Here is a 12,795-nt window from a genome sequence, read left to right on the forward strand (position 1 = left end):
TCTGAGGGAGATGCTCGTCGTAGAAACGATTAAATATTGATGGATCGCAGTTTCCCGGGCGCGCAAACTGCACTAGGTTGCTTTTGCGTCGCAGCAACAGGAGACCCATATGCTCAACGAGTTCAAGGCGTTTATCGCCCGCGGCAATGTCATGGACCTTGCCGTCGGCGTCATCATCGGTGCAGCCTTCAACAGGATCGTCGAATCCGTCGTCAACGACCTCGTCATGCCCATCATCGGCGCCCTGACCGGCGGTGGCTTCGATTTTTCCAACTATTTCATTGCGCTGTCGGGCAATGTGACGGCCAGCTCGCTTGCCGCCGCCCGCGAGCAGGGCGCCGTCTTCGCCTATGGCAGCTTCATCACCGCCCTCATCAACTTCCTCATCCTCGCCTGGATCATCTTCCTGATGGTCAAGGGCGTGAACCGCATGCGCGCCTCGCTGGAGAAGGAAAAGGCAGCCGGTGCCGCCGAACCCGCGACGCCGCCGGAAGACGTGCAGCTCCTCACGGAAATCCGCGACCTGCTCAAGAGCCGTCCGGCCGTTTGAGCCTTTCAGCGCCTCGCTCAAGGAAAAGGCCCGGGAAACCGGGCCTTTTTCCATGCATCATGCGGTCGCGCCGGCTGTCTTTGTCTGATGGATTTCGATGAGGCTCGGGCCGCGGCGGTCCCCCGCCCGCTCCAGTACCGCCGGCAGGTCCCTGACATCCGCTAGGCGTTCGGAGGGCACGCCATAGGCGGTGCCGATGGCGATAAAATCGGGCGCGGAGGGTTTTACGCCTTCGGGCGTGATGCCGGCGTCGACCATGTAGTTCTCGATCTCCTGATAGCCGTCATTGTTCCAGACGAGGAAGATCACGCGGGCATCGGCATCCACCGCCGAGCCGATTTCCGACAGCGAGAACTGCAGGCCGCCGTCGCCGACGAGGCAGACGATGGGCGCATCGGGTTCGGCGAGTGCCGCACCGACGGCGGCGGGCGGGGCGAAGCCGAGCGCGCCGTAGCCCGTCGCGGCGTTGAACCAGCTGCGCGCGCGCGGCGCATCGCAATAATAGTTGCCTGCATAAACGGCCTGCGTCGAGTCGCCGACGATGATCGCCTTCGGCAGGGTGCGCCAGATCGCGTCGATGACGCCGACTTCCGCCTGCATCTTGGCCGTCAGCTCGGCCCATGCGCCCTTGCGCGCCGCCTCTGCGCGGGGCGCGCCGTTGCCGATCGGCTTGTGGCCTTCCAGGAAGCCGAGCATGCCGGCAGCGGCCGTCTTGGCGCTGGAGAAGATCGAAAGGCCCGTTTGCGGCGTGCGCGCGAGCTGCGCGGCATCGATATCCACGCGGATCAGCGTCTTGAGGCGCGGGAAGCCGCCGTCGACATTGATGTCGTAGTCGGTCGGGCCGAATTCCGTGCCGAAGGCGACGACGAGGTCGGCATCGGAAAGAAGCCGGCGCACCGCCTTGAGGCTGGGGCTGGCGGGCACGCGAAGCGGATGGCCGGCGAGCATGCCGCGGGCATTGACCGTCGTGACGACCGGCGCGCCGATACGCTCGGCCAGCTCGCGGATCTCCTCTTCCGCCGTCACCGCGCCGCCGCCGGCGAGGATGACGGGGCGGGAGGCGTTGGTGCAGAGGATGGCGGCGCGCTGCAGGGTTTCCGCATCGGCGCGCGGACGTGTCGCGACGGCGGCCGGGAAAATGCCCGTCTCGATGGGCGTCGCCATCACGTCCGTCGGAATTTCGATATGGACCGGGCCGGGGCGGCCCGAGAGCAGCACGGCGAAGGCGCGCTCGACGACGAGCGGCAGGTCGGCGGGGTTGAGAAGCGTATGCGAATAGAGCGCCAGCGTCTTCATCATGCCCTGCTGGTCGGGCAGCTCATGCAGCATGCCGCGGCCGTGGCCGAGCGAATCGCGCCGGTTGACGCCTGATATCACCAGCATCGGCACGGAATCCTGCCGCGCCTGCGCCATCGCCGTGATCGTGTTGGTGAGGCCCGGGCCGGTGATGACGAGTGCGACGCCAGGCTTGCCGGAAACGCGCGCATAGCCGTCGGCCATGAAGCCCGCGCCCTGTTCGTGGCGCGGGGTGATGTGGCGGATCTTCGAGGCGGCAAGGCCCCGGTAAAGCTCGACCGTGTGCACGCCCGGAATGCCGAATACGACGTCGACGCCATTGGCCTCCAGCAGGTCGACGAGAACTTCCCCGACGGTCTTCGTGGTCATGCGCGGCGCTCCTTCGGCAGGGTGGAACGGGCGGCGAGCGCGGCGATGCGCCGGCAGGCCTCGTCGATATGGGCATCGGGCACGGTGAGACTGAGGCGGATGAAGCCGGCCGCGCCTTCGCCGAAGGACGAACCCGGCATGACGGCGACGAGTTCCTCGTTCAGGAGCGCCCAGGCGAACTCCTCGCCGCTCATGCCGGTCTCCGAGACGTCGACGACGATGAACATGCCGGCTTCAGGCGGCAGCGGCACGAGGCCGGGCGCGCGGGAAAGGGCATCGGCAAAGCGCGCGGCGCGCGCCTTGTAGCTCTGGCGCATGGTGGCGGCGGTCGAGATCGGATTGTCGAGCGCATAGGCCGTCATGTCGGCGATGAAGGGCTGGACACCGAAGAGCATGGTTTCGGAGACCGACAGCAGCCGGGTGCAGAATTCCGCCGGGCCGATCGCCCAGCCGCTGCGGAAGCCCGGCGCGGCGTGGGATTTCGAGATGGAGGAGACGACGATGGTGCGCTCGGCAAGGTCCGGATTGTCGAAGGGCGAGGCGAAACCCGCGCCGAAGACGAGCTGTTCGTAGACCTCGTCGCAGACGATCCAGAGGTCGTGCTTGCGGCAGACGGCGCCGATCTCGGCGATCTCCTGTGCGGTCAGCACTGCGCCGGTGGGGTTGTGCGGCGTGTTGAGCAGCAGCACGCGGCATTCCGGTGTGATGGCGGCCTCGAGGTCCGCGGCCTTCATGTGGAAGCCGTTTTCCGGGCGCAGCGGCACGGCGACCTGTTCCGCGCCGGTCGCGCGGATGACGCCTTCATAGGTCGCATAGAGCGGATCGCCGACGAGCACAGCATCACCCGCCTCGACGAGGCCGAGCATGACGGAGAAGAGCGCGGTCTGGGTGCCGGGGAAGCAGAGCACGTTTTCGGCGGTCACGTCGCTGCGGCGCTTCTGGTACTTGCGCACCAGCGCGGCGACGACCGCGGGTTCGCCCCGGCCGTTGGAATAGCGGTAGCGGCCGGCATGCATGGCGCGGGTGGCCTCGGCCAGGAGCGCCGGGTCCGGCGGCACGTCCGGCTCGCCGATGGTCAGCTCGATGACGGGCTTGCCTTCCGCCTTCATGCGCCGCGCGGCGGCGTGGACGGCCCATTTTTCCGAGCCGAGATTCTGAAGCCGGTCTGTGATGGATGCGTAGCGCATGCCGTCCTCCGTATGAAATGTCGTCTAGTCCCTGGCGGGTTTCAGGGGCAGTCCGAGGAGCGTTTCGATTGTGGTGAGCGCGATCTCGACGAGTTCGCTGTCGCCGAAGAGTTCGCCGGCAAGGCAGCCTTCCAGCCACAGGCCGTCGAGCAGGCCGTTGATGGCGATGGCGAGCCGGCGGCAGCGCTCCGGCGAGGCGTCCGCGCCACGCTCGGTGAGGAAATCCGCGAGCAGCGCTTCCAGCGCATTGCGGAAGCTGAGATAGCCTTCGCGGTGGATGGCGGCGAGTTCGGGATCGACGCTGACACGGCTGATGAACGAGGCCCAGAGCGAGAGGCTGCGGCTGTTGGCGACCGGCTCCGTCAGGTTGATGACGATGAAGTCGCGCAGCCGCGTCTGCGGATCGCCCGTCACCCGCTCGGCCTTTTCGGTGAGCCTTGCGATGACGATGCGGTAGGCCTCCTGAAGGATATGCTCCTTCGACTGGAAATAATGCCGGATGAGGCCCGCCGTGACGCCCGCCTTGATGGCGATCTGCCGGACCGTCGCGCCTTCGAGGCCATATTCCGCGATGCAGTCGAGCGTCGCCTCGATCAGATCGTGGCGGCGTTCGGCTTCGGGAGCGCGATGGAAGGTCCGGCGGGCCATGGTGCCTCTTCTAGGTTTTACGCAATTCCAGCAAAACCGTTATACGCTTTTGCTGGAATTGCTCTTATGCAGCGCGGCGCAGCACCGGCCGCGTCAGGCAGGTCGGGCCGCCTTCGCAGGCGATGCAGAGCGCGTCGGCCTCGAAGGTCTCCACCTTGCAGCCGGCCGCTTCCATGGCCGCCTTGGTCGCCGGGAAGCCCTCGACCATGATGACCTCGTGGGGGCGGGTCGGCAGCACGTTCAGCGACAGGCCGTTGCTGGCGTGGAACTCGTCGGCGGGAGCCTCGATGAGGCGAATACCGCGCTTCTTCAGCATCTGGTAGAAGGCGGCCGGCAGGAGCGGCGCGAAGACGAGCGCGAGGTCGTCGGCAAGCGGGCTCATCACGCTCATCAGGTGCAGGCAGGCTTCCTCGCCATGCCAGAGCGGCAGGTCATAGGCGAGAACCGTGACGCCGTGCGGCGCGAGGATCTGTGTGATCTGATCGATGCCTTCCTGATTGGTGCGCACGCCGCGGCCGATGACCAGCGTCTTCGCGTCGAGCCAGATGCAGTCGCCGCCCTCGACGGTGCCTTCGCCCGTGATGCGGCCGAGGATCGGGATCTGCCGTTCGGCATAGGCCTTCTCGTGCAGCGCCGTCTCGGCGACGCGCAGCGGCTTGCCCATGCGCAGCAGGATCGCGCCATGATCCGACATCAGCGACGGGTCGTGGGTGAACATGGCGTCGGCAAGCCCGTCGCCGTCATCCTCCAGCCAGATGATCTCGGTGCCGGATTTTTCGACCAGCTCGGCGAAGGCCTTGTACTGGTGGACCGCGCGGGCGCCGTCGAAGGTCGGGCCGTAATGCCACTTGGCCGGATCGGCCGCCGCAAGGCTGCTGCCTGGGCGGCGCATCAGGACGCGCTTCAGGGGGGCCGACATTTCCTGCGAACCGTAGGCGGTCATTCAGTGCTCCTCATGAAATTGGATCGTGGTGGGCGCTGCCGGAAAAGTCAGCGATGCAGCTATTATACGCTTGAACAATTTCTTAACAAGTGCCACGATGGTTTCAACAAGAGGAAACGACGGGCCGAAGATGCCCGCGGGAACGCTGGAAAACAGGGGAATTTGGCATGAGTCATGCATCGATTTTCCGTGCGCTGGAGACCTCTCCACGATGACGGAACGTGCCGAGGCAATCGCGGTCACGGACCTGCACAAGCGCTTCGGGCCGCTGGAGGTTCTCAAGGGCGTATCGCTCACCGCGCATGAGGGCGACGTCATCGCCATCATCGGCGGTTCCGGCTCCGGCAAGTCCACCTTCCTTCGCTGTATCAACATGCTGGAGCTTCCGAGCGCCGGCACGGTGACGATTCACGGCGAGACCATCGCCATGAAGAAGGACGGCCATGGCGGCATTATGCCTTCCGACCGCAGGCAGGTTCAGCGCATCCGCTCCCGCCTCGGCATGGTGTTCCAGAGCTTTAATCTCTGGCAGCACATGACCATCCTGGAAAACGTCATCGAGGCGCCCGTCCATGTGCTGGGCGTGAAGAAGGACGAGGCCGTCGACCGGGCCGAGGCGCTTCTGCGCCGCGTCGGGCTTTATGAAAAGCGCGATGCCTATCCGGCCTTCCTTTCCGGCGGCCAGCAGCAGCGCGCGGCCATTGCCCGGGCGCTCGCCATCCAGCCGCATGTCATGCTCTTCGACGAACCCACCTCCGCGCTCGACCCGGAACTGGTAGGCGAGGTGCTTTCCGTCATCGGCGACCTCGCCAAGGAGAAGCGCACGATGATCCTTGTCACCCACGAGATGAAGTTCGCGCGCAACGTGGCTAGCCATGTCGTGTTCCTGGCCGGAGGCGTCATCGAGGAACAGGGCCCGCCCGACGAGATATTCGGCGCGCCGAAATCGGAACGCCTCAAGAAATTCATCAGCTCCATCCACTGAAAATCATAAGACCAACAGAGGGAAGACCATGAAGAGTGCCTTGAAGACCATCGCCCTTGCCGCCGCCATCGGCCTTGCGGCCATTTCCGGCGCGGCCGCCCAGCAGGTCCGCGTCGGCTTCGCCGCCGAGCCCTATCCGCCCTTCACCTCGCCGGATGCCTCTGGCAACTGGGAAGGCTGGGAAGTGGACTTCATGAAGGCGATCTGCGCCGAAGCCAAGCTCGACTGCGTCGTGACGCCCGTCGCCTGGGACGGTATCATCCCGGCGCTGACCACCAGCAAGATCGACATGATCATCGGCTCCATGTCGATCACGCCGGAGCGCCAGCAGACCATCGACTTCTCGGATAAGTACTACAACTCGCTGCCGGGCATCATCGGTCCGAAGGACCAGAAGTTCGAGCCGACGCCCGAAGGTCTTGCCGGCAAGACGCTCGGCGTGCAGGTGGCGACCATCCACCAGGTCTATGCCAACAAGTATTTCGCCCCGGCGGGCGTGACGGTCAAGGAATACCAGACGCAGGACGAGGCCAACAACGACCTCGCCGCCGGCCGCATCGATGCGGTGCAGGCCGACTCCGTCGCCATGCTGGAGTTCCTCAAGAGCGAGCAGGGCAGCGCCTGCTGCGACATGAAGGGCATGGTCAAGGATGACACGGAAGTCCTCGGCCTCGGCGTCGGCGTCGGCCTGCGCAAGGGCGAGACCGAGTTGAAGGATAAGATCAATGCCGCGATCAAGGCGATCCGCGAGAACGGCAAGTACGAAGAGTTCTCGAAGAAGTACTTCGACTTCGACATCTACGGCGGCTGATCGCCTCGCTCTCTGACGCCGGCGGCGCCTGCCGCCGGCCTTTCTCCTGAAACGGACACGAGACCCCATGGCCGATGCCGGATCGCTGATCAACTGGAGCCTGCTTGCCCTTGAACCGCCCGGCTGGGGCGGGGTTCTCCTGGCGGGATTGTGGAATTCCATCCAGATCGCCATCGGCGGCTACGGGCTTGGCCTCATCCTCGGCACCGGCGGGGCGATGGGCAAGCTCTATGGTGGCCCGGTTACGAAGGACCTGCTGGAAGTCTACACGACGCTCGTGCGTGCGGTGCCCGAGCTCGTTCTGATCCTCATTCTCTATTATGCCGGCACGGACGTGCTGAACCAGATTTCCGCCGCCCTCGGCTGGGGCGCGGTCGATATCAGCGGGCTTGCGGCGGGCATCTTCGTCATCGGCGTTGTGCAGGGCGCCTATTCGACGGAGGTGTTGCGCGGGGCGATCAAGGCGGTGCCGGCGGGCGAGATCGAGGCGGCGCGGGCCTATGGCATGTCGCCGGTGCAGATCATGCGCCGAGTCACCCTGCCGGCCATGCTGCCGCATGCCATTCCCGGCCTTTCTAACCTCTGGCTGATCGCCACCAAGGATACGGCGCTGCTGGCCGTCGTCGGCTTCAGCGAGCTGACGCTGGTCACGCGCCAGGCGGCGGGCAGCACCAAGGCCTATCTTCTCTTCTTCTGCGCGGCGGGTGCGCTCTACCTAATGATCACGCTGGTTTCCAACGTGCTGATCGGCTTCATAGAGCGCCACTACCGGCGCGGCATGGTGAGGCCGGCCTGATGAGCGAGCAAACCGTCTCCGCCATGGCGCTCACCGAGCTGCCCTCGAAGCAGAGCTTCTTCAAGCCGCACCGCATCGTGCTGATGGCGATCGCCGCCATCCTCGTCTTCTGCGTCGTCTGGTTCATGCGCTGGGACTGGGTGCCGAAATATTCCGGGCGTCTCGCCCACGGTGTCGGGGTGACGCTGCTGATGCTGTTCAGCACGGCCTTTCTCGGTTTTCTGCTCGCCGTGCCCATCGGCCTCGTGCAGGTGACGGGGCCTTGGCCGCTGAAGGCGCTGGCGAAAGGGTTCTGCACCGTCATCCGTGGCACGCCGCTGCTCCTGCAGTTGTGGCTGCTCTATTACGGCCTCGGCTCACTGTTCCCGCAGTTCCCCAGCATCCGCAGCTCGTTCCTGTGGCCCTATCTGCGCGAGGCCTGGCCCTATGGTGTCGCGGCGCTGACGCTATCCTTTGCCGCCTATGAGGGCGAGGTGATGCGCGGGGCCTTTGCCGGCGTGCCGCGCGGAGAGCTGGAAGCCGCCCGCGCCTATGGCATGAGCCCGTTCACCGCCTTCCGCCGCATCTGGTTGCCGCGCGCCGTGCATCGCGCCCTGCCGACGCTGAACGGCGAGACGGTCCTGCAGCTGAAGTCGACGCCGCTCGTCGCGACGATCACCGTCATCGACGTCTATGCCGTCATCTCCAAGGTGCGGCAGGAAACCTACATTACTTACGAGCCGCTGCTGCTGCTGGCGCTCATCTACCTTTGCCTGACCGCCATCCTGGTGGTCGCCTTCCGCTATTTCGAAAGCAAGATTCCGACACGTGGTGCTTGAATGACAATTCATACGACCCTTCTCAATTCCATGCCTGAAATGGTGGCGATCCGCCGGGACCTGCACGAGCACCCGGAACTCGGCCTTGAGGAGGTGCGCACCTCCGACGTCATCGCGCGGCATCTGGAAGGCTACGGCTACAAGGTCACGCGCGGCCTTGCGAAGACGGGCCTCGTCGCGACGCTGACGAACGGCACGAGCCGCAGGTCCATCGGCATCCGCGCGGATATCGATGCATTGCCGATCTTCGAGGAGACGGGCCTTCCCTATGCCAGCAAGACGCCGGGCAAGATGCATGCCTGCGGCCATGACGGGCACACCGCCATGCTGCTGGGGGCGGCCAGGGCGATTGCCGAGCGGCGCAATTTCGATGGCACGGTGCACCTGATCTTCCAGCCGGCCGAGGAGAATTTCGGCGGGGCGAAGATCATGGTGGAGGAGGGACTGTTCGAAAAATTCCCCTGTGACGCCGTGTTTGCGCTCCATAACGAGCCGAACCTGCCCTTCGGCCAGTTCGCCCTGCGCGACGGCCCGATCATGGCGGCGGTGGACGAGGCGCGCATCACCGTCAACGGCGTCGGCGGCCATGGCGCGGAGCCGCAGGAGACGGCGGACCCCATCGTCTGCGGCGCGTCCATAGTCATGGCGCTGCAGACCATCGTCTCGCGCAACATCCACCCGCTCGATCCGACGGTGGTGACGGTCGGTTCCTTCCATGCCGGTTCGGCCAGCAACATCATCCCGAGCCGTGCGGAGATCGTCGTCGGCATCCGCTCCTTCGACCCCACTGTCCGCGACGAGCTGGAGCGCCGCATCCGCCTCATCGCCGAGCGGCAGGCCGAAAGCTACGGCATGAGCGCGACGGTGAACTACCAGCGCTTCTACGATGCGACGGTCAACCACAAGGCCGAAACGGATCTGGTGCGCGACCTTGCCGTGCGCTTTGCCGGTGCCGACAAGGTTGTCGACCTCGAGCGCCCCTTCATGGGCAGCGAGGACTTCGCCTATATGCTGAAGGAACGGCCGGGCACCTATTTCTTCCTCGGCGGCCGGAGCGGGGAGGACGACAAGTCGCTTCACCACCCCGGCTACAATTTCAACGACGACCTGCTGCCGGTCGGCGCCGCCTTCTGGACGGAACTGACGGAGCACTATCTGCGCGCCGCCTGAAGCGGACAGGGTAGGCCTGGTAAGGGAATCGCCGGCGTGTCTGTGAGCATCTCCGCCACATTCCTGCCGCAATTCAATCGGCCCTGAATGGCGTTTCAGGGCCGATTTTTTATGCGTCACACATTCGTGAAACTCTTGAAATCGCCGGTCCGGGTTTTTACCGCCGCAAGTGTTAACGATGCGCACCCGCGCTGCATTTTCTGCGTGCGTTTTGGCGAAATCGCCAATCTGGCGGAAAAAATCCAATTTTAAATCAACAGATTAATGAGTTCGGCCCGTGCCCGGGCAAGCGACCCCGGCAGGTGATTTCCTTGCGTTCCGTCCATTCCGGTTGTGGTCGGAAACGGTGGTTTTCATTGTTCAGAAAACGTTGACGGTTGTTTCCAAAAACAGACCCTTGCGTCCCACAAATTGAGGGACCATCTTTAATTCACGAAAGCGGCACACCCCGTTTTCGGGAAGACAACCAAGGGAAAGACGATGTCGGAACTGTTGAAGCGAAGAGAGCCGTGAGCGCCCCGAAATGGCCCGCCCCGGCAATCGAGCAAGACCACACCGCCGCTTCCATAGACCCATATAGGAAAGGACAACGACCATGACCAAGACCCTCAACACCACTTTCGCCGCCGCCCTCGTCGCGGCCTCCGTCTTCGGCGCCTCCGCCGCCTTCGCTTCCGGCGACTATTATGTCGGTGGCTCGCCGGACGCCGTGAGCAGCCAGAGCCAGAATGTCGACCGGTTCCAGACGAACAGCATCGGCGACAAGCATGTGGCCATCAAGCGTCACGCCCCCATCGCCCAGCCCTATGACCATGGCGACTATCGCCCGGCCGGCTCGGACATGTCCCGCTAACCATTGCCAAGCGGAAAGCTTGCCGGCGGGGCCGGCAAGCTCCCGGATATCGAATGCAAGACTGAATCAAGGAATACGACCATGACCAAGACCCTCTCCACCACCTTTGCCGCCGCCCTCATCGCCGCTTCCGTCTTTGGCGCCTCCACGGCTTTCGCCTCGGGCGACTACTATGTCGGCGGCGCGCCGGCACCGGTGCAGAGCCAGACGAATGTCGACGCCTTCCGCACCAACAGCATCGGCGACAAGCACGTCATCAAGGGCCAGGCCGCAGAAGCCAGCTCCTATGACCATGGCGATTACCGCTCGGTCGCTCCGAACGCCAAGTAATTGACCGTCCTCCTCCCAAGACCTGAACCACAAGACAGAACAAGGAATATAACCATGACCAAGATCTTCACCGCCGCCCTCGTCGCCGCTTCCGTCTTCGGTGCTTCCGCCGCCTTCGCCTCGGGCGAGTATTATGTCGGCGGTACGCCGGATGCCGTGAAGTCCCAGAACGTCGACCCGGTCCGCACGCACAGCATCGGCGACCGCGTTGCCGTCCGCGACACGACCGTCGAATACAAGAACACGGACCGTGGCGATTATCGCCCGATGGTTCCGGCCGCCAACGCCAACTGATCGGCGGCGCGATCCGGCGATTTTCGAAGCTCCTGGCGGACCTGCCGGGAGCTTCGCTCGTTGTGAACGCAACGCCTCTGCAACGTGGCTTAACGCTACGTAACGGCTTCCAGCCTCGCGCCAGCTTGTTTGCCTAGGGTTCTTCTCGGCCAGCATGCAGGCCCGCAGGCGAAAGACAGGACCGCACCCTCCTTTTGCCTAACCCCCGGGCCTGCATGTGGCCTCGAACACGGTCCCGCCCCTTGCGACACCGGAACGCCTTTCCCCCCAAACGATCCTCTGCTATCCGGGTGCCCATGAAGGAGACCGGAATGGCGAAGACTGCGGCTGAGTGCACCACGATGATGGAAATCCGGGAGAATATCGACCGGGTGGACAGCGCGCTGATGGCGCTCTTTGCCGAGCGCTGGAGCTTCATCGGCCGCGCGGCGGAGATCAAGGCGGGTCTCGGCATTCCCGCCGACGTGCCGGAGCGCGTCCGGCAGGTGCGGGATAACGCCCGCCGCAACGCCGAGGCGCTCGGCCTCGACGGCGCTTTCTACGAAGAGGTTTGGGCGCAGCTTATCCAGCGTGCCATCGCCTATGAGAAGGCGCAGCTCGGCGAGGCCTGAAACTGCCCCAAGGCGCTCCATGCGCACCTCGGCCGGCCCGTGGCATTTCCGGCAAAGACGCCTTAGCGCTGGTTGCGCTTGCCGAGATGGTCTTCCCAGTCGAGCGCCGTGCGCACGATGAAGGCAAGGTCGTCATGCTGTGGCGTCCAGCCAAGTTCCTGCATCGCCACGGAGGGATTGGCGACGATGAGGACTGCGTCGCCCGGCCGGCGGCCGGCGAAATGCACCGGGAACTCCCTGCCCGAAACGGCCTTCACCTGCTCCAGCACCTCCAGAACGGAAAACCCGCGGCCATAGCCGCAATTGGCGACGATGGAGCCGCCGCCCGCCCGCATGCGCTGCAGCGCCTTCAGATGCGCATTGGCAAGGTCGCTGACATGGATATAGTCGCGGATGCAGGTGCCGTCGGGCGTCGGGTAGTCCGTGCCGTAGACGTCCATGCCGCCGCGCTTGCCGAGGACGGCCTCGCAGGCGACCTTGATGAGATGCGTCGCGCCTTTGGTGGACTGGCCCGTGCGGCCGCGCGGATCGGCCCCCGCCACATTGAAATAACGCAGCGCCGTATAGGTGAAGTCGTGTGCGGCGGCCGTGTCGCGCAGCATGATCTCGGTCATCAGCTTGGAGGAGCCGTAGGGCGATTCCGGCCGGAGCGCGGCGGTTTCCACCACCGGCTCTGTGCCGTCCGGCGTGCCGTAGACGGCGGCGGTGGAGGAGAAGACGAAATGGGGCACCTTCGCCGCTACGGCGGCCGCGATCAGCGCCCGCGACTTGACCGTGTTGTTCTCGTAATAGGAGAGGGGGTCGGCGACCGATTCCGGCACGACGATCGAGCCGGCGAAGTGGATGATCGCATCGACCGCGTTCTCGGAGAAGATACGTGCCAGCAGCGCCGTATCGGCGATGTCGCCTTCGTAGAAGCGCGCCTCCGGCGCCACGGCCCAACGGAAGCCGGTGGAAAGCCGGTCGAGCACCACGACCTCCTCGCCGGCATCGACGAGCGCCCACACCATATGGCTGCCGATATAGCCCGCGCCGCCCGTAACCAGAACCGCCATGTCATTCCCCGAATCGTGCAAATTGGGAAGCATATCAGCCCGCATGCAGACGGGACGCAACCGCTATTGCACCCGGCGT

15 protein-coding genes are annotated in these 12,795 nt (G+C 64.8%); 10 read left to right on the forward strand and 5 right to left on the reverse strand.

Going from position 1 to position 12,795, the window contains the following annotated elements; translation table 11 throughout:
• The first annotated feature begins 109 nt into the window (after positions 1-109).
• Positions 110-550 (forward strand): large conductance mechanosensitive channel protein MscL, encoded by a 441-nt coding sequence (gene mscL / locus MOE34_RS00850; RefSeq protein ID WP_242219939.1) that lies wholly within the window; start codon positions 110-112, stop codon positions 548-550.
• 57 nt (positions 551-607) lie between these two features.
• On the opposite strand, the gene MOE34_RS00855 is transcribed toward mscL, so the two are convergent.
• The 4 genes from MOE34_RS00855 to MOE34_RS00870 all read right to left on the reverse strand — a co-directional run bounded on the left by MOE34_RS00855 (position 608) and on the right by MOE34_RS00870 (position 4,993).
• The gene (locus tag MOE34_RS00855; RefSeq protein ID WP_242219941.1) at positions 608-2,215 is read right to left on the reverse strand and encodes a 5-guanidino-2-oxopentanoate decarboxylase; all 1,608 of its coding nucleotides are present in this window, start codon (positions 2,213-2,215) and stop codon (positions 608-610) included.
• Positions 2,212-3,402 carry a pyridoxal phosphate-dependent aminotransferase gene (locus tag MOE34_RS00860; protein WP_242219943.1) on the reverse strand — a complete coding sequence of 397 codons (1,191 nt, stop codon included), beginning with the start codon at positions 3,400-3,402 and terminating at the stop codon, positions 2,212-2,214. The genes MOE34_RS00855 and MOE34_RS00860 overlap by 4 nt, the downstream gene beginning before the upstream one ends.
• A 24-nt stretch (positions 3,403-3,426) precedes the next feature.
• Complete coding sequence (locus tag MOE34_RS00865) at positions 3,427-4,050, reverse strand: TetR family transcriptional regulator C-terminal domain-containing protein (RefSeq protein WP_242219945.1); 624 nt, start codon at positions 4,048-4,050, stop codon at positions 3,427-3,429.
• A 64-nt stretch (positions 4,051-4,114) separates the two neighbouring features.
• The gene (locus MOE34_RS00870; RefSeq protein WP_160787786.1) at positions 4,115-4,993 is read right to left on the reverse strand and encodes a dimethylarginine dimethylaminohydrolase family protein; all 879 of its coding nucleotides are present in this window, start codon (positions 4,991-4,993) and stop codon (positions 4,115-4,117) included.
• Positions 4,994-5,204: 211 nt separating this feature from the next.
• Between MOE34_RS00870 and MOE34_RS00875 the strand changes: the two genes are divergently transcribed.
• The 9 genes from MOE34_RS00875 to MOE34_RS00915 all read left to right on the forward strand — a co-directional run bounded on the left by MOE34_RS00875 (position 5,205) and on the right by MOE34_RS00915 (position 11,661).
• Entirely contained in the window at positions 5,205-5,978 is a 774-nt protein-coding gene (locus tag MOE34_RS00875; protein ID WP_242219947.1) for an ABC transporter ATP-binding protein, read from the forward strand.
• A gap of 28 nt (positions 5,979-6,006) precedes the next feature.
• Complete coding sequence (locus MOE34_RS00880) at positions 6,007-6,789, forward strand: transporter substrate-binding domain-containing protein (RefSeq protein WP_242219950.1); 783 nt, start codon at positions 6,007-6,009, stop codon at positions 6,787-6,789.
• Between the two features lie 67 nt (positions 6,790-6,856).
• On the forward strand, positions 6,857-7,585 hold the full coding sequence (locus MOE34_RS00885; protein ID WP_160787789.1) for an ABC transporter permease: 729 nt from the start codon (positions 6,857-6,859) through the stop codon (positions 7,583-7,585).
• Complete coding sequence (locus tag MOE34_RS00890; RefSeq protein ID WP_242219951.1) at positions 7,585-8,403, forward strand: ABC transporter permease; 819 nt, start codon at positions 7,585-7,587, stop codon at positions 8,401-8,403. Before MOE34_RS00885 ends, MOE34_RS00890 begins: the two co-directional genes overlap by 1 nt.
• Entirely contained in the window at positions 8,404-9,573 is a 1,170-nt protein-coding gene (locus tag MOE34_RS00895) for a M20 aminoacylase family protein (protein ID WP_242219954.1), read from the forward strand.
• A gap of 595 nt (positions 9,574-10,168) precedes the next feature.
• On the forward strand, positions 10,169-10,426 hold the full coding sequence (locus tag MOE34_RS00900) for a hypothetical protein (RefSeq protein ID WP_242219956.1): 258 nt from the start codon (positions 10,169-10,171) through the stop codon (positions 10,424-10,426).
• A gap of 81 nt (positions 10,427-10,507) precedes the next feature.
• Entirely contained in the window at positions 10,508-10,756 is a 249-nt protein-coding gene (locus MOE34_RS00905; protein WP_242219958.1) for a hypothetical protein, read from the forward strand.
• Positions 10,757-10,810: 54 nt separating this feature from the next.
• Positions 10,811-11,050, forward strand: a complete 240-nt coding sequence (locus MOE34_RS00910; protein WP_242219960.1) for a hypothetical protein — start codon at positions 10,811-10,813, stop codon at positions 11,048-11,050.
• A gap of 311 nt (positions 11,051-11,361) precedes the next feature.
• Positions 11,362-11,661 (forward strand): chorismate mutase family protein, encoded by a 300-nt coding sequence (locus MOE34_RS00915; protein ID WP_242219962.1) that lies wholly within the window; start codon positions 11,362-11,364, stop codon positions 11,659-11,661.
• Positions 11,662-11,723: 62 nt separating this feature from the next.
• Here MOE34_RS00915 and galE read toward each other — a convergent pair whose 3' ends face one another.
• Positions 11,724-12,716 (reverse strand): UDP-glucose 4-epimerase GalE, encoded by a 993-nt coding sequence (galE, locus tag MOE34_RS00920; protein ID WP_242219964.1) that lies wholly within the window; start codon positions 12,714-12,716, stop codon positions 11,724-11,726.
• Positions 12,717-12,795: the final 79 nt, after the last annotated feature.

It is taken from the genome of Shinella zoogloeoides (genome assembly GCF_022682305.1).
GTDB classification, from domain to species: domain Bacteria; phylum Pseudomonadota; class Alphaproteobacteria; order Rhizobiales; family Rhizobiaceae; genus Shinella; species Shinella zoogloeoides_B.

What these genes read in the sequence shown, in the direction of transcription:
- mscL (WP_242219939.1), top strand. Translation starts at nt 110, where the DNA reads ATGCTCAACGAGTTCAAGGCGTTTATCGCCCGCGGCAATGTCATGGAC.
- MOE34_RS00855 (WP_242219941.1), bottom strand. Translation starts at nt 2,215, where the DNA reads ATGACCACGAAGACCGTCGGGGAAGTTCTCGTCGACCTGCTGGAGGCC.
- MOE34_RS00860 (WP_242219943.1), bottom strand. Translation starts at nt 3,402, where the DNA reads ATGCGCTACGCATCCATCACAGACCGGCTTCAGAATCTCGGCTCGGAA.
- MOE34_RS00865 (WP_242219945.1), bottom strand. Translation starts at nt 4,050, where the DNA reads ATGGCCCGCCGGACCTTCCATCGCGCTCCCGAAGCCGAACGCCGCCAC.
- MOE34_RS00870 (WP_160787786.1), bottom strand. Translation starts at nt 4,993, where the DNA reads ATGACCGCCTACGGTTCGCAGGAAATGTCGGCCCCCCTGAAGCGCGTC.
- MOE34_RS00875 (WP_242219947.1), top strand. Translation starts at nt 5,205, where the DNA reads ATGACGGAACGTGCCGAGGCAATCGCGGTCACGGACCTGCACAAGCGC.
- MOE34_RS00880 (WP_242219950.1), top strand. Translation starts at nt 6,007, where the DNA reads ATGAAGAGTGCCTTGAAGACCATCGCCCTTGCCGCCGCCATCGGCCTT.
- MOE34_RS00885 (WP_160787789.1), top strand. Translation starts at nt 6,857, where the DNA reads ATGGCCGATGCCGGATCGCTGATCAACTGGAGCCTGCTTGCCCTTGAA.
- MOE34_RS00890 (WP_242219951.1), top strand. Translation starts at nt 7,585, where the DNA reads ATGAGCGAGCAAACCGTCTCCGCCATGGCGCTCACCGAGCTGCCCTCG.
- MOE34_RS00895 (WP_242219954.1), top strand. Translation starts at nt 8,404, where the DNA reads ATGACAATTCATACGACCCTTCTCAATTCCATGCCTGAAATGGTGGCG.
- MOE34_RS00900 (WP_242219956.1), top strand. Translation starts at nt 10,169, where the DNA reads ATGACCAAGACCCTCAACACCACTTTCGCCGCCGCCCTCGTCGCGGCC.
- MOE34_RS00905 (WP_242219958.1), top strand. Translation starts at nt 10,508, where the DNA reads ATGACCAAGACCCTCTCCACCACCTTTGCCGCCGCCCTCATCGCCGCT.
- MOE34_RS00910 (WP_242219960.1), top strand. Translation starts at nt 10,811, where the DNA reads ATGACCAAGATCTTCACCGCCGCCCTCGTCGCCGCTTCCGTCTTCGGT.
- MOE34_RS00915 (WP_242219962.1), top strand. Translation starts at nt 11,362, where the DNA reads ATGGCGAAGACTGCGGCTGAGTGCACCACGATGATGGAAATCCGGGAG.
- galE (WP_242219964.1), bottom strand. Translation starts at nt 12,716, where the DNA reads ATGGCGGTTCTGGTTACGGGCGGCGCGGGCTATATCGGCAGCCATATG.